We start from the raw sequence: 26,353 nt of genomic DNA, 5'->3' as shown, positions 1-26,353 counted from the left end.
TATCAATAAACCAACCAGCTATGAAAAAATCGTTTTGCTTAATTATATTTTGTTTTTCATTTTTAATAAGCAAAGCTCAAACTACAGATTTATCAATAGTTGTTGCTGCACAAAACTTATCTGGCAGTTCAATTTCGCAAGTTAATATTTATCAAGATTTTCAATATATTGTTACCATTTTTAATTCGGGAGGCAATGTTACTAATGCAACTTTTACACAAACATTAAATCCCTCCTTAACGGTTTTAAGTACTAATAGTCAAAATCAAACTGGTGGAGCTAGCGTGATTACACCAATCACTTTAAGCGGAAACACAATATCTGGTACAATAGCAAGCCTACCCTCAAATAGCAGTGTACAATTAAAGGTTGTTGTTAAAGCTTCTTTAACGCCTGGAGGTGTTGCTACCAACGCCACAGTTTTTTCACCTGAAGGCACAACGGATAATAATTTATCCAATAACACGTCTGTTATATCTATTGATATCGTTGAGTTGCCAATAAACTTTACTGTAGATTATAGTCAAATCACGCCAATAGCTGGAACGTCAATAACGGATTGGAATCAGGCCATAACTTACCAGTTTACTATTACTAATAGCAGTACAGTACCTTTTCCTTTACAATATTTTACGAGTACGTTTAATAACGCTAATGGTCCTTTAATTGGAGTGCCTATAATACAGCTTAATAATTTAACTTGTATAAATACAACCTCAGGTATGTCATGTCCTGATACCTCAAGTTATACTGGTGCGATGACAAGTATTACATCGTCGCAACCTTTATTCTCTTTTGGAACACCTATCGAGTTTACGCCTGGAGGATCCTTAACTTTTGAAATGGAAGTTCTTTTTTTAGAACCAACATGTGCTGCTCAATTAGCAAATTTAGAAGTATCAAGTTTAATTGAGTTAACACTTTACCCAACTAATATTAATCAATCTTCAGACAATTCCAACACAATAACTAATCCATTACCACAAGGAAATCTATGTGGCATGGCAGATTTATGCATAAATACCATACAAACTAATCCAGATCCTTTAGCACAAATTAATTGGAATGAAGAAGTAACTTTTGTAACAACAATTTGTAATATGGGTCCACAAGATGCTTATATGCGTTTTTTTCTTCAAAATCTAACCTTTAATACAGATTGGGAGATTATATCCATAAATTGTGACACTACCACAGGTCCTGTTACCTGCTCAGACTTTACTTTGATTGATCAGGATCAGTTTTGGGAAAGTAGCGAATTTATCCTACCTACTAACACTACAATAACAGTAACTACAGTTGTAGTATTTATTGAACCAGACTGCTCGACACAAGCAGAAGATGATACTTTGGTAAACGTTAGAAGTGGTGTGAATTTATTAGAAAGTACTATTATCGATCCAAATATCGCAAATAATGCTGATAGTGATTTCTTATTATTACCTCCTTTAGAGTCATGTGATCCTGAAACATTTGTAAAACTCAGTATTTTAAAAGATCAAATAAGCCCAGAATTACCAGCAGGAAGTAATAATTCAAATACTGTAAGTTGGGGTGAAATCACTTATCACGTTGTAGCGATTAATTATGGTAGCGTAGATTCTATAATTTATTTAAGTGATTTTATCAATGATGGCTCACCTGGCACATTAGTGTCTGTAACTTGTATTGACACAACAGGCTCTGCAAACTGTTATGACATAGTCAATGCTAATATTGGTATATTTCAAGATGGTTTTCCTGAAGCAGGAGAAAACGATGTTTTTTGGGAAATTACTCCTGAAGAAAATGTAATACTTCCTGCACAAAGCTCAATAACGTATGAAGTCGTTATAGATTGGCAACCAGAATGTACAATAAATCCTATCACTGTTAGAAACAATGCAATAATAGGTAGTGTTAACTACACTAACGAGAGTAATATAAGCGACAATTCAGAACTTGTTTTAACTTACATGGCTCCATGCATTGACATCTTAGTTCAAACATATTCTGAGTATACAACTGTTGGTGTAAACAGTACATTTAATTGGATAATAGACATCACAAATAGTAACACAAGTTCAAACGCAACAAATATTGCTTTTGAAGATATATTAGGTCCAGAATTTACAATAAACGGAACACCAACTTGTATTGTGACTTCAGGCATAGCATCCTGCATGTCCGCATTTAATATTTCTGGTAATACTATTTCTGGTAATATTACAAATATGGAAGGAGGCTCTACAATACAAATAGCAATTCCGGTAACAGCTCCAAGCTATGGTGGTGCATTTACAAATACTGCACAAGCCATAGCCAACATTAACGAAAATAATGAGCTAACTCCAGACACCAACCTGTCTATTAGCAATATGCAAGTTATTGCTCCAACGGTTTTAAAAACCTTTACTCCAGACCAAATAATTGTAGGTCAACAAAGTATATTAGAGTTTACAGTATTTAATGTTTCTGGTAACGTAGCGCAATCAAATATAACCTTTACAGACAATTTGCCTCTTGGATTAACTATAGCAGGTCCAATATCTTGGACAGATAGTAATGGATGTACTGCAACATTTACTAGCTCATTAGGCGGAACATTTGTTGGCGTATCTGACTTAATTATTCCAGAAGGTGTGGGAAGTTGTAGTTTTTCGGTTTTGGTCACCTCTACAATGGAAGGTATATACAATAATAACAGTAGCAATTTTAGCAATCAAAATAATATTGATAGCTCTCAAGCAAATGCAACATTAACTGTTTTAGAGGATACAACTAATGTTGATATTGAAGTATTAAAATCTGTAACTCCAACACAAACTTCTATTGGTCAAGAGGTTACTTTTACCATTAGCGCTAGTAATATTGGAACAACCGAAGCTACAAATATTATGATTTTTGAAAAACTCCCAATTGGCTATCAGCTTATAACTGCTAACACAAGCTTTGGAAATTATGACGTAAATTCGTTTTTATGGAGTATAAGCCACTTACTACCAAATCAATCAGAGAGTTTAACAATAACAGCTCAAGTTATATCTTCCAATAATCTTCTCAACACTGCTACTTTAACTGAAGTTTTACAAATTGATAGAGATGACACAAATAATCAGGATTGGGCAGTGGTTACTGTTGATGCTTGTTTACAAATGCCTAAAGGGTTTTCTCCTGGTAGTGATATGGTAAATGATACATTTGTAATACCATGTATTGAAGACTATCCCAATAATGATTTAAAAATTTACAATCGATATGGTACATTAATATACCAAAGTAATAACTATATTAATGATTGGAAGGGAATGCCAAATCAAGGTCCTTTTAATCAAAATAAAGTGTTACCAGTTGGCACTTATTATTACGTTTTAAATATTTCAACTATAAAAAATCCTTTTGTAGGTTATATATATTTAAACTACTAATTTATTTTTTTCACGGACAGCCAATCCCAAATAGTAAGACAGTAACACTATAAATATGGTGTAAAAAGACAGGCCAAAAAGTCCATGTCCAGCATTATAATGCGCTACTGTTGCCAATAAAGCATCAAAGAAAAATCCAGCGTAAGCCCATTCTGTTAACCATTTACTTTTTCGCCATAAAATCATTATAACACCAAGCACCTTAACAATTGCTAAAGGGATTACTAAGTAGATTGGATAGTTTAGTGCTTTAAAAAAACCTTCAACCATCTCTATATTAAAAAAATACATCTGTGCTGAATATAAAAAAATCACACAAACTAAAATTGTAACAATCCAATACAACACAGTCTTTATAGACGTTTGTTTCATTTAAATTAAGTATTAATGTTTACTAACTACTTAAATCTAGCTTCGATAATTTCCATAAACCGAACTTCGTAGTCTTCTTTACCAACCCAATTATTGTAGTCTGGTTTAACCACATTATTAATTAAATTAAACGCTTCGTCTAAAGTTGTAGTCGTATTAAGTTGTGATAACACTCTATTATAATCGTCAGGTTCACCATCAAATAAATGCTTAATAAATGCCAATTTATCGTTTAACCCAATGTTTAAACCAGATTTAAGTTTATCATTTAAACTCTTTTTTTCATTTATATCAGATTTTGACACAGGATCAAAAACAGGAATCTCATCAAAGCCTGCTGTTATCTCTTCAAAATCATTTTTAGTATAGTTTTGCTTTGGTATAACTGCTTCAATTAGGTCATCCACTTGGTGAGTTTCTTGTGGCATTTGAGCTACCATATCCTTTATTTTCTCCATGACTGGCTCCATAATATCATCCTGATCTGCATCATCCAAATTGATATAGGTTTTATCATCTACCTCTATGTTATCGCTTACTTTGTTATTAAAAGCAGAATCTAACATATCAAAAAATGAAGAGTCATTACCAATAGTCGGTAAACTATCTTCAAAGTTTTCGTTAGCAAATTTTAAAACGGTTAACTTTTCATACAAAACAGCAACTTCTGCATGCATCCTATTAACGTCTTCTTTACCAACTAGTTTTAGAATCCTGTGTGCAATACTCATTAATTCTGATTCTAATTTCTTCTTCATGGTTTTATTTTTTTTTATAATTTTTGAATTAATTGCAAGTTAGCCTTTTGATTTTTAATAAATTTGACCCACCTTTATACAAAACGTAAATGCTTTACGTTTTAGTGCTAAATTTACAAAATGTTTCTTGAAAATACAGTAAATCAAAAAGAACAATTTGGATGGATTGAAGTCATCTGTGGATCAATGTTTTCTGGAAAGACTGAAGAGTTAATCCGAAGACTTAAACGCGCTCAATTTGCTAAACAAAAAGTAGAAATCTTTAAACCAGCTATTGATGTTCGTTACGATGATGAAATGGTAGTATCGCACGATGCTAACGAGATTAGATCCACTCCTGTACCTGCTGCAGCTAATATTCCAATTCTTGCAGATGGCTGTGATGTGGTTGGTATTGACGAAGCTCAGTTTTTTGATGACGAAATCGTTCGTGTTTGTAACGACCTGGCTAACAAAGGCATACGTGTAATTGTTGCAGGTTTAGATATGGACTTTAAAGGTAACCCTTTTGGACCAATGCCTTATTTAATGGCAACAGCAGAATATGTTACAAAAGTACACGCTGTTTGTACAAGAACCGGAAACCTAGCACAATATAGTTTCAGGAAATCTGCAAATGACAACCTTGTTTTGTTAGGTGAAACTGAAGAGTATGAGCCACTAAGCAGAGCTGCGTATTATAAAGCAACACTTAGAGAAAAAGTGAAACACATGAAGGTAGAAGATGCCCAAGAGATTGACACTAAATCTAAAATCTCTAATGAATAAAGCTCAAGAAACAGTTTTAGAAATAGACCTTAAAGCACTAAAACATAATTTTAAGTTTTTAAAATCAAAACTCTCCGGAAACACTAAATTTTTAGCGGTTGTAAAAGCCTTTGCCTACGGTAGTGACGCTGTAGAAGTTGCAAAATATCTGCAACAATTAGACGTAGACTATTTTGCTGTAGCCTATACCTATGAAGGTGTAGCACTGCGGGATGCAGGAATTACAACACCAATACTAGTATTACATCCACAACCTGTAAGTTTTGACGACATTATTACACGTTGCCTAGAACCAAGCCTATACTCACAAAGAGTTTTAGACCTTTTTATCGCTTCCGCAGAAACACATAAGCAACACAACTATCCTGTACATTTAAAATTTAACACTGGATTAAATAGATTAGGTTTTGGCTTGGAAGATATTTCTAAAATAGTTGAAACAGTATCTAAAACCGAAGCGGTACACATCACCAGTTTATTTTCTCATCTAGCAGAAAGTGAAGTCTTGGACGATAAAGTATTTACTGAATCTCAAATAAAATTGTTCACAACAATATACAAACAAGTCTATGCCAAATTAGACTACAAGCCATTTTTACACCTTTGTAACACCTCTGGTATTATAAACTACCCAGAAGCACACTTTGATATGGTTAGAAGTGGTATTGGATTAAACGGTTTTGGAAACGATCCAAATGTAAATAAACACCTAAAACCAATAGCAGCTTTAAAAACTAACATCTCGCAAATTCATCATATAAAAAAAGGAGAAAGCTTAGGTTATAACAGAGCTTTTATAGCGCAAACAGATACAAAAACTGCAACGTTACCAATTGGTCACGCAGATGGTATAAAAAGACAATATGGTAATAGTAATGGATTTGTAACCATAAATAATCAAAAAGCATATATATTAGGTAATGTTTGCATGGATATGATTATGGTAGATATTACATCAATTAACTGTAATGAAGGTGACGAAGTTATTGTTTTTAATGACCAACACACTGCTGAAACTTTAGCAGAAAAGGTGCAATCTATTTCCTACGAATTAATTACTGCCATCTCTCAACGTGTAAAACGTGTATTTCGTCGATAAATGTCATTTACATATATTTGATAAATACCAATTATGTTAAAATTTTAACTAAATTCGAATATCATTAATATTAACTAACATTAAAAATTAAAATTATGCTTAAAGAATTTAAGAATTTTATCATGACAGGAAACGTAATTGAATTTGCGGTTGCTGTAATTATGGCTGGAGCATTAGGCCAAGTAATTAATGGCTTTGTAAATAACGTTGCTATGCCATTTGTAGGACATTTTGCAGGAGGGATTGATTTTGCTGCAAAAAAACTTGTACTTGATGAGGCAGTAGTAGACGCAGCTGGTGTTGTTACAAAACCAGAAAACGCAATAATGTATGGTAGCTGGATTAATACAATAATTAACTTAATAATTGTTGGATTTATCATGTTCTTAATTGTTAAAGCATACAATAAAACTAAAAAACCAGTTGAGCCAGCTGCACCAGCAGGACCATCTGATAACGAATTATTAATGGAAATTAGAGATGCTTTAAAAAAGTAATCTAATTTTTAGTATTATCATAAAAAACCGATTTTAGTTTTAAAATCGGTTTTTTTATGCTCAAATTTTTACGAAAAAATTAATACTAATTATATTATTTTTTTAGTTAAATACCCTAATTTTAGCCTTTAATTTAATTTGTATTTAAAATGAGAGTAGCTGTAGTTGGAGCAACCGGAATGGTTGGAGAAGTTATGCGTAAAGTATTAGAAGAAAGACAATTTCCTATATCAGAATTTATACCTGTAGCTTCAGAAAGATCAGTAGGTAAATCACTTTCATTTAACGGTAAAGATTATACAATTGTAAGCTTACAAGATGCGGTAAATGCCAAACCAGATATTGCTTTATTTTCGGCTGGTGGAAGCACATCTTTAGAATGGGCTCCAAAATTTGCAGAAGTAGGTACAACTGTGATTGATAATTCTTCGGCTTGGAGAATGGATCAGGACAAAAAACTAGTGGTTCCGGAGATTAATGCAAATCAACTTACTAAAGAAGACAAAATAATAGCCAATCCTAATTGCTCGACCATACAAATGGTTATGTGCTTGGCTCCTCTTCATAAAAAATATAAAATCAAAAGAATAGTCGTTTCAACTTACCAATCCATTTCTGGTACAGGAGTAAAAGCTGTGCAACAATTAGAAAACGAATTAAATGGCGTTACAGGAGAAATGGCATATCACTATCCTATCTTTAAAAATGCAATTCCGCATTGTGACGTATTTGAAGACAATGGATACACCAAAGAAGAATTAAAGTTGGTTAACGAAACCCAGAAAATATTAAACGATAACACTATTGCTGTAACAGCAACTGCTGTAAGAATACCTACTGCTGGAGGACATAGTGAGTCAGTTAATATTGCATTTGAAAACGATTTTGATATTGATGAAGTTAAAACGATTTTAAGTCAAACTGAAGGTGTAGTCGTACAAGATAATTTAGACACTAACACCTATCCAATGCCTTTATATGCCAATGGTAAAGATGACGTTTTTGTAGGTCGTATTAGACGCGACTTATCTCAGGCAAACTCTATTAATATGTGGATTGTTAGTGACAACCTGCGTAAGGGAGCAGCTACAAACACAGTTCAGATTGCAGAATATTTAGTAAAACACAACTTAGTTTAGATATAACAAGCTAAATTTCATTAAGTTAATACCATTTTTAGGCCAATTAATTTATATATTAGTGACCATATATTTTTTATATGGTCAAAAACTACACGCGCTTATTAGTTATTGCTTTTTTTACTTTGTTGCAATTTTCTTGTAGCTCAGAAGAAACGTATATCCCAATCCAAGAAAGTACAGAGACCTCTCCTGTTATTTTTAATCCAGAAGCAACACCTTTTAATACATTATCAGAATACCATTTTTTTAAAGACAACCTTAAAGACTTAACTCCTGTTGTAGGCGTCCTGCCATATCAACCTATTAATTCCTTATTTACAGATTACGCGCGCAAAAAAAGATTTATTTGGATGCCTAAAAACCAAAAGGCAACTTATGTTAATGATTATTCAATTTTAAATTTTCCTGATGGCACTGTTTTTATAAAAAACTTTTATTACCAAAATACATTACCTAGTAATTTATCAAGGATTATTGAAACACGATTAATGTATAAATCTTCTGAAGGTTGGAAATTTGCAAATTATATCTGGAATGATGATCAAACAGAAGCATACTTTGATTTAACCGGAAGTTATACAGATGTTAGTTTTATTGAAAACGGAGTAACAAAAAACACCATTTACAGAATTCCGTCTGCTGCAGAATGCTTTACTTGCCACAAGTCTGAAGTTAACTCCATTCCAATTGGTCCAAAACCACAAAATCTAAATAACGATTTAGCCTACGCTGATGGTGTAAAAAATCAATTACAAAAATGGATAGAAATTGGTTATTTAAAAGACAACTTACCTAACACTATCAATACAGTTTCTAACTGGCAAGATGTTACCTCTACACTTAGTGACAGGATTAGAGGTTACTTAGATATTAATTGTGCACACTGCCACAGTCAAGATAGACATTGTGACTACAGACCTGTAAGGTTTGCATTTGGAGATTATCAAGGAGATACTAGTTTAGGTGTTTGTGTAGATCCAGATACACCAATAGCACCTTACTCTAAAATTGTAGAACCAAATAACATAGCACGCTCATTAATTCACTTTAGATTAAATAATACACAAGAAGAATATAGAATGCCTTTATTAGGTAGAACACTAATACACCAAGAAGGTGTTATTCTTTTAGAACAATGGATTACTTCACTAACACAAACCTGCCAATAAACTAACCGTCTAACCATGAAAAAACCACTACTTACTATTTTAATTTGCTTAGTTACATTTATAATTAAAGCACAAACCAACAGCAACAGCTGCTTGGATACCAATACAGACACAGCTATAGTTGGTCCTGGGACATTTACCCTTAACGGAATTATTGATGGTACAGAAATACCTTCTCCTATTTGTGCAGCAAATGGAACTGGAGCAACAAATGGAGAATGGTACAGGTATATACCAACTAACGACTACTCTGTAACCATCAGTACAGACTTAACTCAAAATTCTGGTAAAGACACACGTGTACATATCTATTCCGGAGCTTGTGGTAGCCTAACTTGTGTTGCTGGAGATGATGATTCTGGAACTAATTTCTTGTCTGTTGCGACATTTAATGTAATAGCTGGTACAACATATTACATTGCTTTTGATGATAAATGGAGTGACTCAGAGTTTGATTGGGAATTAACGGAAGGTGCAGTGGTTATTCCACCACCTCCTGCTCCTGTTACATTTACTCAACAATCACTATCTACAAACGGTTCAAATCGTGCTGTTGTTGATATGAATGGGGATTTTCTAGATGATGTTGTTGCTGTTACAGCTACAAATATTAATATTAATTATCAATTAGCGACAGGTGGTTTTAATACTGTCAATATTGCAACCACTTCTGCTGATTTTACACCAAACTGGAGTCTTGCTGCTGCAGATTATGACGCGAATGGTTATACGGATTTATTATATGGAGCTGGACAAGGTGTAACCTTTATGAAAGCAAACGATACTGGAACTGGATTTACAGAAATTTCAGGCTCAGAATATGTTTTTTCTCAAAGATCAAATTTTGCAGACCTTAATATGGATGGTCATTTAGATGCATTTGTTTGTCATGATGTAGAGCCTACTGTGTATTATATTAACGATGGTAATGGTAATTTACAATACTATCAATCAACCGTAGGAACTGCTCCTTTTAATTTAGGAGATTACGCATCTGGTGGACATTATGGATCAATTTTCGTTGATTATGATAACGATGGAGATAGTGATATGTTTATCGCCAAATGTGGTGGTGAAGAAGCTAGAAGAAAAAACCAAATGTATAGAAACGACTCTTATTACGATGCTTCAAATACATTAGTAGTCAACTATACAGAGGTAGCCTATCAAATTGGATTATCAGACCCAATGCAAACATGGTCTTCATCATGGGGAGATTTTGATAACGATGGTGATATGGATGTGTTTGTTGGCGCTAGTTCTGGAACTCATAAATTAATGAGAAATGATTTAGACACAACAACTGGAATAGTAACCTTTACAGATGTTACAGCTGGATCAGGAGTCTTAGATATGACTGCTACAGGTATTGAAAACGTAACTTACGATTTTGATAATGATGGTATTTTAGACTTAGCTTCAAATGGAAATATATTAATTGGTAATGGTGACATGACTTTTAATCTTTATACAGGCCTATTACCTACAGCAGGATCTTTTGGAGACTTAAACACAGATGGATTTATAGATGCTTTTAGCAGTGATGGTTCAATTTACATGAATGACACCACGATTAATAATTGGATAACATTAAATACCGTTGGAAACGTTAGTAATATAAATGGAATTGGAGCTAGAATAACAATAGAAACAACCTTAGGCAGTCAAATTAGAGATGTTAGAAGTGGTGACGGATTTAGATACATGAACACCTTAAATACTCATTTTGGGTTAGGTACAGCAACCACGATTGCAAGCTTAACCGTAGAATGGCCTTCTGGTATCGTAGATGTTATTTTAAATCCTACAGTTAATCAAACTTTAAATATAATTGAAGGTCAAAATCAATTAAGTATTGATGAGTTTTTATTGTCTAATCTAATACTTTACCCTAACCCAACAACTCACAGTTTAAATTTAAATATTGAAAATCAACATTTAAATAACTCAGCATATTTTGTATTTGATATGAATGGTAGACAAGTATTAAAAGGTAAATTAAAAACTAATACTATTGATGTTTCAAATATCCAATCAGGTAACTACATTTTACAAATAAATAGTAACGGAAGTATAAAAGCTCAAAAATTTATAAAACATTAAAAAAATCTTAAAAAGCACAGGTTAGTAGTTAACATGTGCTTTTTTGGTTAATTTTATTCACATAATTAAACCATCCCTTCAACATGAAAAAACTAGCTATTGGTATTTTAACCGTAATAACTATTATGTCTTGTAAAAAAGAAGCAACAAAAAAAGAAAAAAGTATCTTAATAGACTACCCAACAACTAGTAAGGTTGACACTGTAACTAACTATTTTGGTACCGAAGTAAAAGACCCTTACAGATGGTTAGAGGATGACAGAAGTCCAGAGACAGAAGCATGGGTAAAAGCAGAAAATAAAACTACTTATGCTTATTTAGACAATATTCCTTACAGAAAAAAACTAAAGCAACGTTTAGAGAAGTTATGGAATTATGAAAAAATTGGAGCGCCTTTTGTAGAAGGTGACTACACCTATTTTTATAAAAACGATGGCTTACAAAACCAGTATGTAATCTACCGTTATAAAACCGAAGAAGACCCAAGTACAGCAACCGTGTTTTTAGACCCAAATACATTTAAGGAAGATGGTACTATATCGCTTGGAGGTACTAGCTTTTCTAAAAACGGAAAGATACTAGCCTACGCAATTTCTGAAGGAGGAAGTGATTGGCGAAAAATTTTAGTAATGGATACCCAGTCTAAAACAATTATCGAAGATACCTTAGTAGATATAAAATTTAGCGGAATGTCTTGGTACAAAAACGAAGGCTTTTATTACTCAAGCTATGACAAACCAAAAGGTAGCGAGTTATCTGCAAAAACAGATCAGCACAAAGTATATTACCATAAACTAGGGACGTCGCAAAAAGAAGATCAGTTAATTTTTGGAGGAACAGCTTCTGCAAAACACAGATATATCTACGGAAGCGTAACAGAGGATGATCGATATTTAATAATATCGCCACGTGTATCAACCTCTGGAAACAAATTATACATTAAGGATTTAACGCAACCAAACTCAAAATTAGTAGAGATTATTGGCAACACAGATAGCGACACTTATGTCATTGAAAACGAAGACTCAAAATTATTCTTGGTTACAAATCTTAATGCACCTAACAAAAAAATAGTTACCGTTGATGCCTCAAATCCGACACCAGAAAACTGGGTAGATTTTATTCCAGAAACTAAAAATGTATTAAACCCATCAACAGCAGGTGGATACTTTTTTACTGAGTATATGGTAGATGCAGTATCTAAAGTAATGCAGTACGACTACGATGGTAAATTAGTAAGAGAAGTAAAACTTCCTGGTGTTGGAAGTGCTAGTGGTTTTGGTTCTAAAAAAGAAGAAAAAGAATTATACTATTCATTCACAAACTATGTAACTCCAGGTAGTATCTATAAATATGATATTGAAACCGGAACTTCAGAGTTATTCCGAAAGCCAAATATTGATTTTAATCCTGAAAATTACGAAAGCAAACAAGTCTTCTATAACTCAAAAGACGGTACAAAAGTACCTATGATTATTACACATAAAAAAGGGTTAACACTTAATGGTAAAAACCCAACAATCCTTTACGGTTATGGTGGTTTTAATGTCAGTTTAACCCCTAGTTTTAGTATCGCTAATGCGGTTTGGATGGAACAAGGCGGTATCTATGCAGTGCCAAACCTTCGTGGTGGTGGAGAATACGGAAAAGCATGGCATGATGCAGGAACGCAATTAAAAAAACAAAATGTTTTTGACGATTTTATTGCTGCTGCAGAATACCTTATAGACCAAAAATATACTTCATCAGACTTTTTAGCAATCAGAGGTGGATCAAACGGTGGTTTATTAGTTGGAGCAACCATGACCCAACGTCCAGATTTAATGAAAGTCGCATTACCTGCAGTAGGCGTTTTAGATATGTTACGTTACCACACCTTTACAGCTGGAGCAGGTTGGGCTTATGACTATGGAACAGCAGAAAATAATAAAGAAATGTTTGATTATTTATTAGGCTACTCTCCTGTACATAATGTAAAAGAAGGCACACAATATCCAGCTACTATGGTTACAACAGGTGACCATGATGATAGAGTTGTACCTGCACACAGTTTTAAATTTGCTGCAGAATTGCAAGCTAAACAAACCGGAAACAACCCAGTTTTAATTAGAATAGAAACTGATGCTGGACATGGAGCTGGAACACCTGTAAGTAAAACTATAGAGCAATATGCTGACATTTACGGATTTATATTATACAATATGGGTTTTGAAATTTTACCAACCGAAATCGAAGACTTTAAAGATTAAATATTTATAATTTCAAACTATTAAAAACCGCTCAACTTAAAAGTCGAGCGGTTTTTTTATATTATTTTTGTGTTATGCTGACAGTTAAAAATCTTACCTTTTCTTATAATAAAACACCTGTTTTAAAAGACCTATCTTTTACTGCTAATCAAGGTGAAAACGTTGCCATTATTGGCGAAAGTGGCTCAGGAAAAAGCACACTATTAAATCTTATTTTTGGTGAATCCGACTTAAACCAAGGTCAGATTTTTTGGAAAGACGAACAAATTTTGGGACCAAAATATAATTTGGTTGTAGGTTATGACTTTATGAAATACGTAAGTCAAGAATTTGACTTGATGCCTTTTATAACCGTTGAAGAAAATATTGGTAAACACCTTTCTAACTTTTTTCCTGAAGAAAAAAAAGAACGTACTGCAGAGTTACTAGAAGTTGTAGAGCTTACTGAACTTGCTAAAACAAAAGTGAAAACATTAAGTGGTGGTCAAAAACAACGTGTAGCATTAGCACGTGCGTTAGCAAAACAGCCAGAAATTATTTTATTAGACGAGCCTTTTAGTCATATTGATAACTTCCAAAAACAATCACTTAGACGTAACGTATTTAGGTATTTAAAAGACAAAAATATCACCTGTATTGTTGCAACACATGACAGAGAAGATGTTTTAGGTTTTGCAGACAGAATGATTGTTTTATATGACCACAAAATTGTTGTTAATGATAGTCCAGAACATTTATTTACAAATCCAGAAGCACCATTAATAGCGTCTTTTTTTGGCGAGTTTAATATTATTGGTGATACTATAATATACGCACATCAATTAAAAATTGTTACCCATTCTGAGCTTAAGGCAACAGTAATACACTCTTATTTTAAAGGACATTATTACTTAATAGAAGCTTTATTAAATGATGATGTTGTGTTTTTTGAGAGTAAAATAAACTTAGAAAAAAACACTACTCAGTTTTTAGAAATCACAACATAGCATAACCACTAAAAGCACCATGATGTGTCAAAGAAAAAGAGACATCTAACATGTCGCTGTTATGCTGTAATTTTGGGACACCAATCTTGTTTTTTACAATGGTTACTTCATCTAAATTCAACGTTTTTAAAAAGCGTTTTTTAAGGCATTTACTTCGTGTAATATAATCTTGACTTTGATTAAAAAACCATTCACTTTTATAACTTTTATCAGACTCTATTAACGCAATAGAATAAATAAAAGCTTCAGTAATTATAGACTCTGTAATATAACGATTGTCTCCAATAATTACCTCTCCTTTTAAATTAGACAATAAAGTACATTCCAACCGTTTTGGATTAAAAAAGCGTTTCCCAAACTGCTGCACATTCACTTTATAAGCAGCTTCTTTCATACTCCAAAGTAGCCAAACCATTTGGTCTTGATTTTTAGCAGACCAAATTAATTTCTGCTCATTTGGTGTATATATTTTATCTAAAAAACGTGGACGCTTCCAATTACTATCTTTAGCAGCTTGCTTTAAATCGACAATATCATTGCCTATCATTTTGCTGCTAATTTCTCATTAACAATATCCATTGCAGCCTTTACAGATGTCATTTTTTCCATGTCATCATTTTCAATTCTAATATCAAATTCGTCTTCTACATCTAAAATAACATCTACTAAATTAGCTGAGTTTATTTTAAGATCGTTTATAAAATCAGTCGATTCAGATAAGTTATTAAAAGCATCTTCGTTTTGAATATAAGGCTGTACAATGGTTTTTAGTTTCGCGATAAGTTCTTCTTTAGTCATAGTCTATTTTTCTATTTTATTTTTCAGCGTAAGCGTAAATATATTTTTAAATATCTCTTTTTTTTAGCACTTCGACAAGCTCAGTGAGACATTTATAATCACAATTGGCAATATTAAAGCTATAATGTTTATTACAATTACTAATATGAAAAACCAATGTCAGTCTGAACTTTTGGAAGACCAATCACGGATTAAATACGATTGCACTTCGACAAGCTCAGTGACGCTTATAATCACCATTGGCAGTACCATGGTTATAATGTTTACTACAGTTACAAATATGAAAAACCAATGTCAGGCTGAGCTTGTCGAAGACCAATCACGGATTAAAAACAATTACACTTCGATAACCTCAGTGACGCTTATAATCACAATTGGCAGTACCGTGGTTATAATGTTTACTATAATTACAAATATGAAAAACCAATGTCAGTCTGAGCTTGTCGAAGACCAATAATGGGTTAAATACGATTGCACTTCGACAAGCTCAGTGTGACACTTATAAATACAATTGGCAATATTAAAGCTACAATACTTATTACAATCACAAACATAAAAAACCAATGTCAGGCTGAGCTTGTCGAAGACCAATCACGGACTAAATACGATTATTATACTCGGAATAATTTTTAGAGAATTCAATTAAATCTTGCCAGTTTTCATCTATTAAAGCTTTTTTCTTTCTTCGAGACCATCCTTTAATTTGTTTTTCAATTGTTATGGCTTCTTTAGGGTTTTCACACTGTAAATACCACAATAATTTAACAGGTAGCCTTGTTGCAGTATACGAGTCTTTTTTGTGACCAGATTTATGCTGAGCTACTCTTCTTTCTAAGTCATTAGTCATACCAGTGTAGTACGAATTATCAATACATAATAAAATATAAACAAAATAGAATTTCATATTTATGGTTCTTTTATTAATGATTGCACTTCGACAAGCTCAGTGTGACATTTATAATCACAATTGACAATATTAAAGCTACAATGTTTATTGCAATCACAAACATGAAAAACTAATGTCAGTCTGAGCTTGTCGAAGATTGCTAATTATACTTCTTAAAAATAACACACCCATTAACATCGCCAAAACCAAAACTGGCTTTTGCAGCAATATTAAGCTTGATATTTATAGCTTGTTTTACAATCTTTTCTTCGGAAATTAATGCCGATATTTCTGGATGAACGTCCTCGCAATTAATATTAGGAAACACAAATTGATGTTTTAACTGCAATACAGTAGCAACACTTTCTATACTACCCGAAGCTGCCAAACAATGTCCAACCATCCCTTTCAACGAGTTTATACACGGAAAATCCGTTCCGTTTCTACCCAAAGCTTTTGTCCAATTTTCTATTTCTAAACTGTCTTTTGAAGTCGCAGTTAAATGCCCATTTATAGTGTCAATTTCTTCAGCTAAAATTCCTGAATTTTTAATTGCATCTTGGATGCAACGTTGCACAGCTTTGGCATTTGGAGCTGTCATTGTTCCGCCATCACGTTGCCCTCCAGAGTTTATATTCCCACCTAAAACCTCTGCATAAATAGTTGCGTTTCTTTCTAATGCACTATCTAAAGATTCTAAAACTAAAGCACCAGCACCTGCACCTGGCACAAAACCCGTTGCAGTTTCACTCATTGGTCTAGAGCCTTTTTTTGGAGTTTCATTATGCTTATATGTCATCACTCGCATAGCATCAAATCCTCCCCAAATATAAGGTCCGTCGTCACTACAACTACCAACCAACATACGTTTTGCTTGACCGTTTTTAATACGTTCAAACCCCATTAAAATGGCTTCTGTACCTGTGGTGCATGCTGAGGAGTTTGTTGTTACTTGATTTCCTAAGCCTAAAATTCCGCCTAAAAAAGCACTAATTCCGCTAGCCATAGTCTGCACCACAACGGTACTTCCTAATCGTTTTACCTGTTTATCATCTAACTTATAAATGGCCTCTCTAAATTTCTCTACTCCAGAAGTACCTGTTCCAAAAACAGTACCCGAATCAAAGTCTAAATCACTATTAGAATCAACTTCAAATCCTGCATCTTTCCAAGCATCCATTCCGGCAACACAGCCATATAAAATACCCGAACTATTAAAGCCTCTTAATTGTAAAGGCGTTAAGTATTCTAGCTTTTTTTCTTCGGAAATATTAGGAATTCCACCAATACAACACGAAAAATTTAAGTCTGCTAATTGCTGATGAAACGTAATTCCGGATACGCCATTTTTTATGGCTTTAGTAAACGCATCGACTCCCACTCCATTTGGTGCAACGACTCCTAAACCTGTTATTACGACTCTGTTTTTCATCCTTTATTAATTAAAATACACTTCGACAAACTCAGTGTGACCTATCATTTACAATTGGCATTATTCCACTTTTAGCATTCCTGAAATTTGTCCTCTACAAACCAATTCATTTTTCTGATTAAACATTTTTACTTTACATTTCAATTTATTGAATCTAAAGACTTCTTTTTCGGAAACTACAGTCACTGTTTCGCCTGGAAAAACAGGTAAAAAGAAATCTACCTGACTTGATGTTAAGGCAATTTGTGGTTTATTGTCTTCTAAAATTTCATCTTTCAACATATAAATACCCAAACATACTAGACCAATTTGTGCCATACACTCTGTTAAGATAACGCCTGGCGTAATTGGATTGTCTTTAAAATGTCCTTTGTAAAAATATTCGTCTTTTTTAAAAGTATAACTTCCTGTTATTCCTTTATTTGAAATCGTAGTTAAAATATCAACAAACAGAAAAGGGTGCTGATAGGGTAATAATTTAATAATATCGTTATTATTCAATTGCTAATTAGGTTTTATTAGACCTCACAGGTTTTAAAAACCTGTGAGGTATTTACGCTCTATATTGTTACTCCAAGTAATACTCTTCTAAATTATTTATTTTATGACAACTATGTGTTTTAATAAAATTTAATCTGTCTTCAAATAAACTTAAGACATAAGTTCTATTCAATTTTGTTGGACTATTAGAAAGAACTACTTGATAGGATGAATACTTATACTGACTAAAATCTGCTATAAATCCGTGATGAACAGGGTTTAAATGCACGTACAAAATTAAGTTTTTTAAATACGTCTCGCCTTCAATTTTTTTCCTAGAAAATCGATCTTGAAATAGACTTCCTGTTCTATTGTACTTTTTATTTATACTCTTAGAATATGCATTAAACAAATTTGAAAAAGCTTGTGAAATTTCTTTTGATTTAATATTTTCTTTTGTTTTTACAACAAAGTGAAAATGGTTTTTCAATAAGCAATAAGATAGTACGCTACAGACGGAAGTAATATGTTTTTTCATTAATTGAAGAAAATAGTTATAATTTCTCTCTTCAATAAAAAGGTCTTCTTTATTATTACCACGGTTATAAATGTGGTAATACGTATCTTCTACAAGCGGTTCGTATTTCATATTATAATTTTCTTCCTAAAAATAGTAAGCACTTTTGCTCTAACTCAAACTTTCTCCTCCATCTACTTTTATAATTGTTCCATTAATCCAACTAGCTTCATCCTTACTTAATAAATATACTGCATTTGCAACATCTTCCGGTAATGTTAGTCTGTTAAATGGATTACGAAGTAAACTGTGTTCTTTAATTTTATCACTTCCAGGAATCATACGTAAAGACGCTGTATCTGTTACTCCTGCTTGGATACAATTAGCTCTGACCCCAAAAGGCGCAAACTCTAAAGCAATATTTCTAGTAATGGCTTCCAGTGTTACTTTTGCTGCAGAAACTGCTGCGTAATTTTTCCATGCTTTTGTATTACCTTCACTTGTAAAACTTATAATTCTGGTGTCCGAAGCAAATAGTTCTGAATCAAAAAGGGCACTTGTCCAATCAAACAAACTAATAGCCATAGCGTTTATTGTTAAATTGAAATCGTCAGTTTTAAGTGTTGGTTTTTCATCATCCAACATTGGTTTTAAATTCCCTTTAGCAACGCTATGTACCAATGTTCTTATTTTTCCTTCCGAGCCTAAAATTCCTTTTAATTCAGAAATAATTTGAGTCCTTTTTTCTGCTTTAAAAGCATCAATATTAAAGGATTTAAACTGAACACCTTCAGCTTTAATTACATCAAATTCGGTATTAATTTCAGATTCTTGAGTTCTTGAATTTCTGTGAATAATACAAATATTCATGCCATGCTTAGCTAACTTTTTTGCTGTAGCTAATCCCAGTCCGCTAGAACCTCCTAAAATGAGTGCCCAATAGTTTTTATGTTGAAAATCTTTTGTCATAACTAATAAATCTTTTTTAGAAGACACTTCGACTGCGCTCAGTGTGACGTTATATTTTAAATTACGTTGATAGCATAAAGAAGCTTCGACAAGCTCAGCATGACATAGCAACTACCATTTTTCTTTATAATTACCATTCTAATAATATACGTTGTGCGGAAAAACCAGGTCCAAAACTTAACATTAATCCTTTGTCACCTTTTGGTAATTGTTTGTCCATAAAACGTTCTAAAACATATAAAACAGTAGCACTACTCATGTTTCCGTAAAGTCTTAATACTTCTTTTGTGTCATCTATATTCTTACCTAAAGATCCAAATAAATCCTCAACGGTTTGTACTATTTTTTTTCCTCCTGGATGAAAAATAAGATGATCTATAGCTTCAATTGAAATGTTGTTTCGTTCTAAAAATGGATGAACAATCTTAGGAAAGTGTTCTGAAATGGTTTCGGGAACAGCCTTATCCAAAATCATTTGTAACCCTGTATTTACCAATTTAAAACCCATCATGGTTGTAGCATCATAAAAATGATACATAGCTTCGTCTACTATTTTTGGCCCGATTTCATCTTCATAAGACGATAAAATAACACTTGCAGCACCATCGCCAAAAATGGCAGCACTGACTATATTAACCATTGAAAAATCATCCAACTGAAACGTTGCAGTTGGCGACTCCACCGCAATTACTGCAGCTCGTTTATTAGGATTTGCTTTCAAGAAGTTTTTGGCATAAATAATACCAGAAACACCTGCTGCACAACCCATTTCTGTCACAGGTAATCTTACAATATCCTGTTTCATTTTTAGATTATTTATTAGGTAAGCATCGACTGAGGGAATCATAATTCCAGTGCAACTTACTGTAATAATATAATCAATATCAGTTGGTTTTAGCGCAGCTTTATCTAATGCCTTTATCAAAGATTGCTCTGCTAACTTGACGACTTCACGAGCGTAAATATCATTTTTTTCTTGAAAAGAGGTATTTGTAAAAACTTCTTCTGCATCCATTATTGAGTAGCGTTTATCAACGCCTGCGCCTTCAAAAAGTTTAATTACTTTACGCTGAAAACGGTCGTCTTGACCAGTCATCCAAAGTTTTAAAAAAGGAATAATATCCTTAGTTTCTCTGGTATATTTTGGCAATTGTTTGGCTACTGCTGTTATTTTTACGCTCATATTATTTTTGCTTCAAAATCCATTGAAAACGAAACGCCCACTTCCATTGGATTTGATAATTTGCATTTATTTGCTTGGATATAGTTTTTAACTCCTCTCTTCTAAACCCTCTTAAAACAGAAGTTAGTCCATCTTCCACTATGGTTTTATTCTTGATCGTTGTACATAAAAGTTTAAACAGATAATAAGCTAATTTATGTCTGTGTAAATCATTAACCACAATACCTAGTTTTGCTTTTTGTAACACTGGTTTTAAAAACGAAATTAACTGATCTTCTTTAAAATGATGCAAGAATAACGTGGTCAAAACTAAATCATATTCTAATTTATCAAACTGATCTGAAAATATATCTATTGCTTCAAAACTTACGTTATCGTATTTATACGATAAAGAATTAGCATAGTTAACCGTATGTGGGTTTGCATCAATCCCTATTAGTTTAAAATTATAGTTGTTTATCTTTCCAAAAACTGATATTTCTCTTAATATATCTCCTCCTCCACAACCCAAATCAATGATTGTTATAGCTTCTGATTTATTATGGTTTTTAAGTGCTTTTTTTAAACCATTAATAGTTACAATATTTCCGCCTAACCATTGATTAATTTTTGCCAATTTATCTAATGCATCATGAAGTATTGGACCATTATAATCCAAGTCGTCCATGATTTCTTCTGCTTCACTTCTATATTTTGTATTGACTAATAGACTCATTTAATTGTCATTGCTTTACCGTGTGTGCGCTTAATAATTAGAGGCAAAATACTTGGTGCCCATTTTACAACACGTATTAAAACCTCTGCTAGTTTGTTGTAGCTAAAAAGCTTTGCTACAATATGACCTGTTGTTAATCGCGATTTAAACTCGGTATTCCATTCTCTAAGATACTGTTTTTCTAATGCTTTTCTGTCCTGTATTGTGCCATTAAAAAATTGAATAATTAATAGTGACGCCATTTGTGCGCTCCGAATTGCCATACTCATTCCGTTGCCACATAAAGGATGAATCATTCCTGCAGTGTCACCACACATTAACATATGATTTTCTATTGGGCTTTTAGTTTCGAAAGAAATTTGACTAATAGTTAACGGATTTTCAAAAACTGAAGTTGTGCTTTCAAATACTGATTTTAAAGCGGTATTTTTATAAAGCACTTTCTTCTGAAAGTCATCAATATTTTTATACTTTTTAAAAGCCTCAAAATTGGTTATGTAGCATACATTTATACTATCGTCTTCTACTTTTGAGATCCCACAGTAACCACCTTCAAAATTATGAAGCGCCACTAAGTTTTCAGGAAAATCGCCTTTTAAATGTGTTTTTATTGCTAAAAAAGGGGACTTGTTTTTAATGAATGTACGATTGAGTTTAACATCCAAATTAGCACGTTTGCCATAAGCACCAATCACTATTTTTGAAGTATACTTATTTGATTTAGTTTCAACCGAAAACATATCATTTGCAAACGTTACATTTTCTACTGTATCTTGAGTAATTGCAGCTTGATTTGTCAATGCAACTTTTGATAATTTGTTATCTAAACAATACCGACTAATACCAAATCCACCAAGTGGCAAATTGGCTTTTACAAGCTTGTTTTTAGGAGTAGACAATTCAAATTTATCAATCCTTTTTGCGCCTAGTTTAAAGACATCTATTCCTAAAAAAGTCAAATAAGGCAAAACTTCGTTTGAAATATACTCGCCACAAACCTTATGTTTTGGGTACTCGTTTTTTTCGATAACCAAAACGCTCAATTTATCTTTTGACAAATGGATTGCGCTACTTAAACCGGCTAAACCACCACCAATAATAATAACATCAAAATTTGAGGGAATTATATTCAACTTTTTTCTAATTCAATTTTACTAAAGATACCTCGAAAATTGTTGACTTAGACTTTAGTTAACATTTGTTATTGAAAAATTTTGCGCTCTAAACACAATGTCATCTCCAATGGTTTTACCTAAAAGTAATTGTGCAATAGGTGTATTAGCCGCAATTGCATAAAATTTTTGAGCATCAACCTCTAACTCTCCTGCACTAATAGCAATGTAATAATTAGCTTTTGTTGTATAAACCACACTACCTAAGCCAATAATTTCAGAGGTTTTTTCTGTGCTAATTTTTGCTAATAATTGGTTTACTTTTTGGATTTGCGCCAATTGGTGACCTGCTTTTTCGCGCTCTAACTGCACCATAGCTCGTCCAGTTTCGTGCTTATCTCCAGCGCTACTTTTAGTCTCTGAGGTTAAGGATTCTTGCAATTCTGAAATAGTTTTATTTATGGTATCCAGTCTATTTTGCGTAAACAAAGCGCAACCATCATGTAATGCTTGTTTAATTTTTTCTGTACTATTCATCCTCCGTTTTATAATTTAGAGTACCATAAAAATTCATCTGTTTTATTATCCAACTTTTTCTAGAGGCTATATAATTAGTCACCGGATTTGCTTTATATTTTCTAGGGTTTGGTAATATTGCTGCTATTGCAGAGGCTTCTAATTTTGATAATTTAAACGCTGGTTTTTTAAACCAATATTGTGCTGCTGCTTCTGCACCATAAACACCATTACCCATTTCTATACTGTTTAAATAAACTTCCATGATCCGCTCCTTAGACCAAGTTAGCTCGATTAAAAATGTAAAATAAGCTTCCAGCCCCTTACGTAACCAACTACGTCTTGGCCACAAAAACACATTTTTTGCTGTTTGTTGGCTAATGGTACTTCCACCTTTAATACGTTTTCCTTTTTTATTGTTTTGGTAAGCTTTTTCAATTGCATCCAAATCAAATCCGTTATGTTTTAAAAAGCTTTGATCTTCGCTACAAATAACTGCCAACTGTAAATTTTTAGAGATATTTTCTATTGGCTCCCAATCGTGTTTTAAAAGTTTTGGACTGTCTTTTTCAAAATATCTAATGACCATTAATGGTGTTATTGGTACAGGCATCCACTTGTATAAAATGACCACACCAACGGTTGAAATAATAAACCAAAGTAAACATTTAGCTAAAAATTTAAATATTTTTTTAAACATATTACTCTATTAAGTTTGCTAATTCTTCTCCTATTAAACTTCCAATTGCAACTCCCATTCCGCCTAATCGCACACCACAAAACACATTATTACTAAGCTGTTTTACAATTGGTTTTTTTTGAGCTCCTACACCCATAATTCCGCTCCAGCGGTGTTCTACTTCAAATGGTATGTTTGGTAAAATTGTAGTGTTTAAAAGTGATTCTAATTTATTTTGAATTAAGTCCGTTTGTGCCAAATCCGTAGTTTCTTCTGCTTTAAAATCTAGATTACGACCACCTCCAAATAGTATTCTGTTATCGATGTTTCGGAAATAATAATACCCTTCATCCAAATGAAACGTGCCTTTTATATGAAGGTTTTTTATTGGTTTTGTAATTAACACCTGTGCTCTTGCTGGTTTAACTTCAGGAATGTTTAACACCGAAGCGAAGCCATTTGTTGCTATTAATAATTTTGATGTCGAAAAACTAAATTGATTGGTCTCAACTTTAACAGCATTGGCATCTTCTGAAAAACTAGACACCGAAACATTATTAAGTATTTTAATGCCTTTTAAGAGCGCTTTTTGCAACAACCCTTCCATCATGCGACCTGTGTCTATTTGTCCTTCATATTGATTAAAACAGTACTGACTCTTAATATTATTAAAGCCAAAGGAGTTTGCCTTTAAACTAAAAACGTCGTCACCAAAAACAGGTTTCAATAAATTATTGACCAACGTTTTTTGTTCTAGACAGATTTCAAATAAATTACTGTTAGTATTAAACAACTCATAACCTCCTAATTGTTGATAATCGATTGTTTTGTCTCTTAGGTTTTCTCTTAATTTTTGTAATCCTTTGACACGTTTTTTAACCAAGTCTAAAACCTCTTGTTCACTATGTGTTTTAAGGTCATCTACAATTTCTGACAAGCTACCAAAACAGGCAAAACCTGCATTTTTAGTACTTGCTCCTTGAGGTAAAGTGCCTTTTTCTAAAATTAAAATGTTAGCTTTTGGAAATCTTTTTCTTAATTGTAAAGCGCAATTTAAACCCACAATTCCGCTACCAACAATAGTGTAATCTACGTTGGTTAGCCATGATTTTATTTCCCAATAACTTAATGTCATTTTAATAAGATACTAAATTTGTTTATTCTTTTTGATTAATAAATAATTGTACGAGCGCATTTATGTCTTCGTTTTTTAAATTGAATTGACCATCAATAGCTATCGTTTCGTTTTTAGAATTATTTCCAACAATTTTTAAGGTTGTCAGTTTTTCTAAATAACTATTCAGTAGCGGAAAATGATTCTGCTTTTGCAGCCTTTCAAAATTAACTTTTAAAGCAAAAACTTCCGAAGTTTCGTTTAATTTAGATTTTACTTTATTGGATAAATTAGTACTTGCTTGCAAACTTTTAGCGTTAGAAGAATCTATTTTAACTTGATACAAAGGAAATATATCTTTACTTAATTTACCATCTTTTACTATCGCTATTTTTTCTAAATATTTATAAAGTTTTGAAGCGTCAGATGTTAATTGCAAATTAATTTCTGGTACTTGTTTTGTTACCGTTGTTAAGGTTTCTACTTTTTCAAAATCGTCATTATACTCATAAGTTATTACTGAATCTAATTGTGTTGTCGATTTACCAATTTCTAGAGCCATATGACCTTTATAATATGTATCTAAACTGTCTGTATCTATAGCTTGATTTTTGTGTTTAAAGCTGACATACTTTAATGTTGAAAGTAGATTAAGATTAAATGTTACACTAGCATCTTTAGAAAAATTTGTGCTTTTATAAATTTTTGGTGTATCCAAAAATACAGGCAACACAAAATTACCTTGTATTATGGCTTTTCCAGATTGGAAATTAATAGTCAAATGATCTGTTTTTGTGAGGTAGTTAAAATGTCCATCTGCATCCTGTAATTTCTTCCATTTTACATCTGACTTTTCTAATGTTTTATGGTCTACCAATATATCTTCAAACACTTGATTTACATCGTCCTTACTTGGATTGTAAGCTATAACTGCTTGTGTTTTGTTAAATGCTATAATCACACTATTATTAAATAATCTTGCAACAGTATAGTCTTGGCTGTCTTTAAAATCTTCCGCTTTATAATTAGCTTTAAGGTAGTCCTTAAAGGTGTTTTGTTCTGAAATTTTAAAGGATGTAAATAATGTGGTTATAGGTTGTCCTTTAATAGTGTATAAAAAGATGTTTGCTGGAATATTGAATCCTTTTTTTTGTTTGTCATCCTCATCAATAATAGTGTCTTTCTCTCTTTTTGATTTTAAATAAAATGAAGGATTTGCTATTGCATTTAACACTAGTGATTGAGCGATACCATCTATATTCACCTTAACTATTTGATTGGCCTTATAATGAATCACATCTTGGTAAGACGTGTAATTACGGTACATTAAAAAGCCTTTAAAAGCCAAAAGCAGCACACTAATACTAATGGCTGCTTTTTTTAATATTTTCTTAATTTTCAT

Annotated in this window: 25 protein-coding genes; 9 read left to right on the top strand and 16 right to left on the bottom strand. The window is 32.6% G+C overall.

The annotated features are described in order from the left end of the window. Nucleotides 1–20 precede the first annotated feature (20 nt). Nucleotides 21–3,407, top strand: coding sequence for a gliding motility-associated C-terminal domain-containing protein (locus B2989_RS11200; protein ID WP_292948381.1), 3,387 nt, complete (start codon nt 21–23; stop codon nt 3,405–3,407). Here B2989_RS11200 and B2989_RS11195 read toward each other — a convergent pair. Then, nucleotides 3,396–3,779 (bottom strand): DoxX family protein, encoded by a 384-nt coding sequence (locus tag B2989_RS11195; RefSeq protein ID WP_292948379.1) that lies wholly within the window; start codon nt 3,777–3,779, stop codon nt 3,396–3,398. The two genes, B2989_RS11200 and B2989_RS11195, sit on opposite strands and share 12 nt — an antisense overlap. 26 nt (nt 3,780–3,805) lie before the next feature. Further along, nucleotides 3,806–4,537 carry a hypothetical protein gene (locus tag B2989_RS11190; RefSeq protein ID WP_145005267.1) on the bottom strand — a complete coding sequence of 244 codons (732 nt, stop codon included), beginning with the start codon at nt 4,535–4,537 and terminating at the stop codon, nt 3,806–3,808. A 120-nt stretch (nt 4,538–4,657) separates the two neighbouring features. Here B2989_RS11190 and B2989_RS11185 point away from each other — a divergent pair, with 120 nt between their 5' ends. From B2989_RS11185 to B2989_RS11150, 8 genes are all read left to right on the top strand, one after another. Beyond that, complete coding sequence (locus B2989_RS11185; RefSeq protein ID WP_292948377.1) at nt 4,658–5,305, top strand: thymidine kinase; 648 nt, start codon at nt 4,658–4,660, stop codon at nt 5,303–5,305. Next, nucleotides 5,298–6,404, top strand: coding sequence for an alanine racemase (alr, locus tag B2989_RS11180; protein ID WP_292948375.1), 1,107 nt, complete (start codon nt 5,298–5,300; stop codon nt 6,402–6,404). Before B2989_RS11185 ends, alr begins: the two co-directional genes overlap by 8 nt. 95 nt (nt 6,405–6,499) lie before the next feature. Further along, a complete protein-coding gene (mscL, locus tag B2989_RS11175) occupies nt 6,500–6,901 on the top strand; it encodes a large conductance mechanosensitive channel protein MscL (protein WP_145005258.1) in 402 nt (133 codons plus the stop codon). A gap of 149 nt (nt 6,902–7,050) precedes the next feature. Next, the gene (locus B2989_RS11170; RefSeq protein ID WP_292948372.1) at nt 7,051–8,040 is read left to right on the top strand and encodes an aspartate-semialdehyde dehydrogenase; all 990 of its coding nucleotides are present in this window, start codon (nt 7,051–7,053) and stop codon (nt 8,038–8,040) included. An 80-nt stretch (nt 8,041–8,120) separates the two neighbouring features. Continuing rightward, a complete protein-coding gene (locus tag B2989_RS11165) occupies nt 8,121–9,212 on the top strand; it encodes a hypothetical protein (protein WP_292948370.1) in 1,092 nt (363 codons plus the stop codon). 15 nt (nt 9,213–9,227) lie between these two features. Beyond that, the gene (locus tag B2989_RS11160; protein WP_292948369.1) at nt 9,228–11,315 is read left to right on the top strand and encodes a CRTAC1 family protein; all 2,088 of its coding nucleotides are present in this window, start codon (nt 9,228–9,230) and stop codon (nt 11,313–11,315) included. An 83-nt stretch (nt 11,316–11,398) separates the two neighbouring features. Then, complete coding sequence (locus B2989_RS11155; protein WP_292948368.1) at nt 11,399–13,564, top strand: prolyl oligopeptidase family serine peptidase; 2,166 nt, start codon at nt 11,399–11,401, stop codon at nt 13,562–13,564. Between the two features lie 74 nt (nt 13,565–13,638). Beyond that, on the top strand, nt 13,639–14,550 hold the full coding sequence (locus tag B2989_RS11150) for an ABC transporter ATP-binding protein (protein WP_292948367.1): 912 nt from the start codon (nt 13,639–13,641) through the stop codon (nt 14,548–14,550). On the opposite strand, the gene B2989_RS11145 is transcribed toward B2989_RS11150, so the two are convergent. The 14 genes from B2989_RS11145 to B2989_RS11080 form a co-directional block, all read right to left on the bottom strand. Beyond that, entirely contained in the window at nt 14,540–15,097 is a 558-nt protein-coding gene (locus B2989_RS11145) for a 4'-phosphopantetheinyl transferase family protein (RefSeq protein ID WP_292948365.1), read from the bottom strand. The genes B2989_RS11150 and B2989_RS11145 overlap by 11 nt on opposite strands. Then, on the bottom strand, nt 15,094–15,348 hold the full coding sequence (locus B2989_RS11140; RefSeq protein ID WP_292948363.1) for an acyl carrier protein: 255 nt from the start codon (nt 15,346–15,348) through the stop codon (nt 15,094–15,096). The genes B2989_RS11145 and B2989_RS11140 overlap by 4 nt, the downstream gene beginning before the upstream one ends. A gap of 598 nt (nt 15,349–15,946) precedes the next feature. Beyond that, entirely contained in the window at nt 15,947–16,252 is a 306-nt protein-coding gene (locus B2989_RS11135) for a GIY-YIG nuclease family protein (RefSeq protein ID WP_292948361.1), read from the bottom strand. Nucleotides 16,253–16,394: 142 nt separating this feature from the next. Continuing rightward, nucleotides 16,395–17,666, bottom strand: coding sequence for a beta-ketoacyl-[acyl-carrier-protein] synthase family protein (locus B2989_RS11130; RefSeq protein WP_292948359.1), 1,272 nt, complete (start codon nt 17,664–17,666; stop codon nt 16,395–16,397). Between the two features lie 60 nt (nt 17,667–17,726). Then, a complete protein-coding gene (locus B2989_RS11125; protein WP_292948357.1) occupies nt 17,727–18,167 on the bottom strand; it encodes a 3-hydroxyacyl-ACP dehydratase FabZ family protein in 441 nt (146 codons plus the stop codon). A gap of 67 nt (nt 18,168–18,234) precedes the next feature. Then, entirely contained in the window at nt 18,235–18,795 is a 561-nt protein-coding gene (locus B2989_RS11120) for a transposase (RefSeq protein ID WP_292948355.1), read from the bottom strand. A gap of 39 nt (nt 18,796–18,834) precedes the next feature. Continuing rightward, nucleotides 18,835–19,632: an SDR family oxidoreductase gene (locus tag B2989_RS11115; protein WP_292948353.1), complete on the bottom strand. Its 798-nt coding sequence runs from the start codon at nt 19,630–19,632 to the stop codon at nt 18,835–18,837. A gap of 130 nt (nt 19,633–19,762) precedes the next feature. Further along, nucleotides 19,763–20,815, bottom strand: coding sequence for a type III polyketide synthase (locus B2989_RS11110; RefSeq protein ID WP_292948351.1), 1,053 nt, complete (start codon nt 20,813–20,815; stop codon nt 19,763–19,765). Between the two features lies 1 nt (nt 20,816). Beyond that, nucleotides 20,817–21,530 (bottom strand): methyltransferase domain-containing protein, encoded by a 714-nt coding sequence (locus B2989_RS11105; protein WP_292948349.1) that lies wholly within the window; start codon nt 21,528–21,530, stop codon nt 20,817–20,819. Next, the gene (locus tag B2989_RS11100; RefSeq protein WP_292948468.1) at nt 21,527–22,654 is read right to left on the bottom strand and encodes an NAD(P)/FAD-dependent oxidoreductase; all 1,128 of its coding nucleotides are present in this window, start codon (nt 22,652–22,654) and stop codon (nt 21,527–21,529) included. The genes B2989_RS11105 and B2989_RS11100 overlap by 4 nt, the downstream gene beginning before the upstream one ends. 63 nt (nt 22,655–22,717) lie before the next feature. After that, nucleotides 22,718–23,179 carry a 3-oxoacyl-ACP synthase gene (locus B2989_RS11095; RefSeq protein WP_292948348.1) on the bottom strand — a complete coding sequence of 154 codons (462 nt, stop codon included), beginning with the start codon at nt 23,177–23,179 and terminating at the stop codon, nt 22,718–22,720. Next, a complete protein-coding gene (gene mtgA, locus B2989_RS11090) occupies nt 23,172–23,858 on the bottom strand; it encodes a monofunctional biosynthetic peptidoglycan transglycosylase (protein ID WP_292948346.1) in 687 nt (228 codons plus the stop codon). Before mtgA ends, B2989_RS11095 begins: the two co-directional genes overlap by 8 nt. Nucleotide 23,859: 1 nt before the next feature. Continuing rightward, nucleotides 23,860–24,972 carry an NAD(P)/FAD-dependent oxidoreductase gene (locus tag B2989_RS11085; RefSeq protein WP_292948344.1) on the bottom strand — a complete coding sequence of 371 codons (1,113 nt, stop codon included), beginning with the start codon at nt 24,970–24,972 and terminating at the stop codon, nt 23,860–23,862. Between the two features lie 22 nt (nt 24,973–24,994). After that, nucleotides 24,995–26,353 carry a hypothetical protein gene (locus B2989_RS11080; protein ID WP_292948342.1) on the bottom strand — a complete coding sequence of 453 codons (1,359 nt, stop codon included), beginning with the start codon at nt 26,351–26,353 and terminating at the stop codon, nt 24,995–24,997.

This window comes from Olleya sp. UBA1516 (genome assembly GCF_002323495.1).
Classification (GTDB): domain Bacteria; phylum Bacteroidota; class Bacteroidia; order Flavobacteriales; family Flavobacteriaceae; genus Olleya.
The sequence above is the reverse complement of the archived record's forward strand: the minus strand, read 5'-3'. Positions and strand labels throughout refer to the sequence as shown.

Excerpts from the sequence above, each read along its gene's own strand:
- B2989_RS11150 (WP_292948367.1), top strand. The coding sequence starts at position 13,639 with ATGCTGACAGTTAAAAATCTTACCTTTTCTTATAATAAAACACCTGTT.
- B2989_RS11115 (WP_292948353.1), bottom strand. The coding sequence starts at position 19,632 with ATGACAAAAGATTTTCAACATAAAAACTATTGGGCACTCATTTTAGGA.
- B2989_RS11080 (WP_292948342.1), bottom strand. The coding sequence starts at position 26,353 with ATGAAAATTAAGAAAATATTAAAAAAAGCAGCCATTAGTATTAGTGTG.
- B2989_RS11120 (WP_292948355.1), bottom strand. The coding sequence starts at position 18,795 with ATGAAATACGAACCGCTTGTAGAAGATACGTATTACCACATTTATAAC.
- alr (WP_292948375.1), top strand. The coding sequence starts at position 5,298 with ATGAATAAAGCTCAAGAAACAGTTTTAGAAATAGACCTTAAAGCACTA.
- mtgA (WP_292948346.1), bottom strand. The coding sequence starts at position 23,858 with ATGTTTAAAAAAATATTTAAATTTTTAGCTAAATGTTTACTTTGGTTT.
- mscL (WP_145005258.1), top strand. The coding sequence starts at position 6,500 with ATGCTTAAAGAATTTAAGAATTTTATCATGACAGGAAACGTAATTGAA.
- B2989_RS11140 (WP_292948363.1), bottom strand. The coding sequence starts at position 15,348 with ATGACTAAAGAAGAACTTATCGCGAAACTAAAAACCATTGTACAGCCT.
- B2989_RS11135 (WP_292948361.1), bottom strand. The coding sequence starts at position 16,252 with ATGAAATTCTATTTTGTTTATATTTTATTATGTATTGATAATTCGTAC.
- B2989_RS11200 (WP_292948381.1), top strand. The coding sequence starts at position 21 with ATGAAAAAATCGTTTTGCTTAATTATATTTTGTTTTTCATTTTTAATA.
- B2989_RS11195 (WP_292948379.1), bottom strand. The coding sequence starts at position 3,779 with ATGAAACAAACGTCTATAAAGACTGTGTTGTATTGGATTGTTACAATT.
- B2989_RS11170 (WP_292948372.1), top strand. The coding sequence starts at position 7,051 with ATGAGAGTAGCTGTAGTTGGAGCAACCGGAATGGTTGGAGAAGTTATG.
- B2989_RS11160 (WP_292948369.1), top strand. The coding sequence starts at position 9,228 with ATGAAAAAACCACTACTTACTATTTTAATTTGCTTAGTTACATTTATA.
- B2989_RS11105 (WP_292948349.1), bottom strand. The coding sequence starts at position 21,530 with ATGAGTCTATTAGTCAATACAAAATATAGAAGTGAAGCAGAAGAAATC.
- B2989_RS11155 (WP_292948368.1), top strand. The coding sequence starts at position 11,399 with ATGAAAAAACTAGCTATTGGTATTTTAACCGTAATAACTATTATGTCT.
- B2989_RS11165 (WP_292948370.1), top strand. The coding sequence starts at position 8,121 with ATGGTCAAAAACTACACGCGCTTATTAGTTATTGCTTTTTTTACTTTG.
- B2989_RS11145 (WP_292948365.1), bottom strand. The coding sequence starts at position 15,097 with ATGATAGGCAATGATATTGTCGATTTAAAGCAAGCTGCTAAAGATAGT.
- B2989_RS11185 (WP_292948377.1), top strand. The coding sequence starts at position 4,658 with ATGTTTCTTGAAAATACAGTAAATCAAAAAGAACAATTTGGATGGATT.
- B2989_RS11095 (WP_292948348.1), bottom strand. The coding sequence starts at position 23,179 with ATGAATAGTACAGAAAAAATTAAACAAGCATTACATGATGGTTGCGCT.
- B2989_RS11190 (WP_145005267.1), bottom strand. The coding sequence starts at position 4,537 with ATGAAGAAGAAATTAGAATCAGAATTAATGAGTATTGCACACAGGATT.
- B2989_RS11085 (WP_292948344.1), bottom strand. The coding sequence starts at position 24,972 with ATGACATTAAGTTATTGGGAAATAAAATCATGGCTAACCAACGTAGAT.
- B2989_RS11110 (WP_292948351.1), bottom strand. The coding sequence starts at position 20,815 with ATGAGCGTAAAAATAACAGCAGTAGCCAAACAATTGCCAAAATATACC.
- B2989_RS11130 (WP_292948359.1), bottom strand. The coding sequence starts at position 17,666 with ATGAAAAACAGAGTCGTAATAACAGGTTTAGGAGTCGTTGCACCAAAT.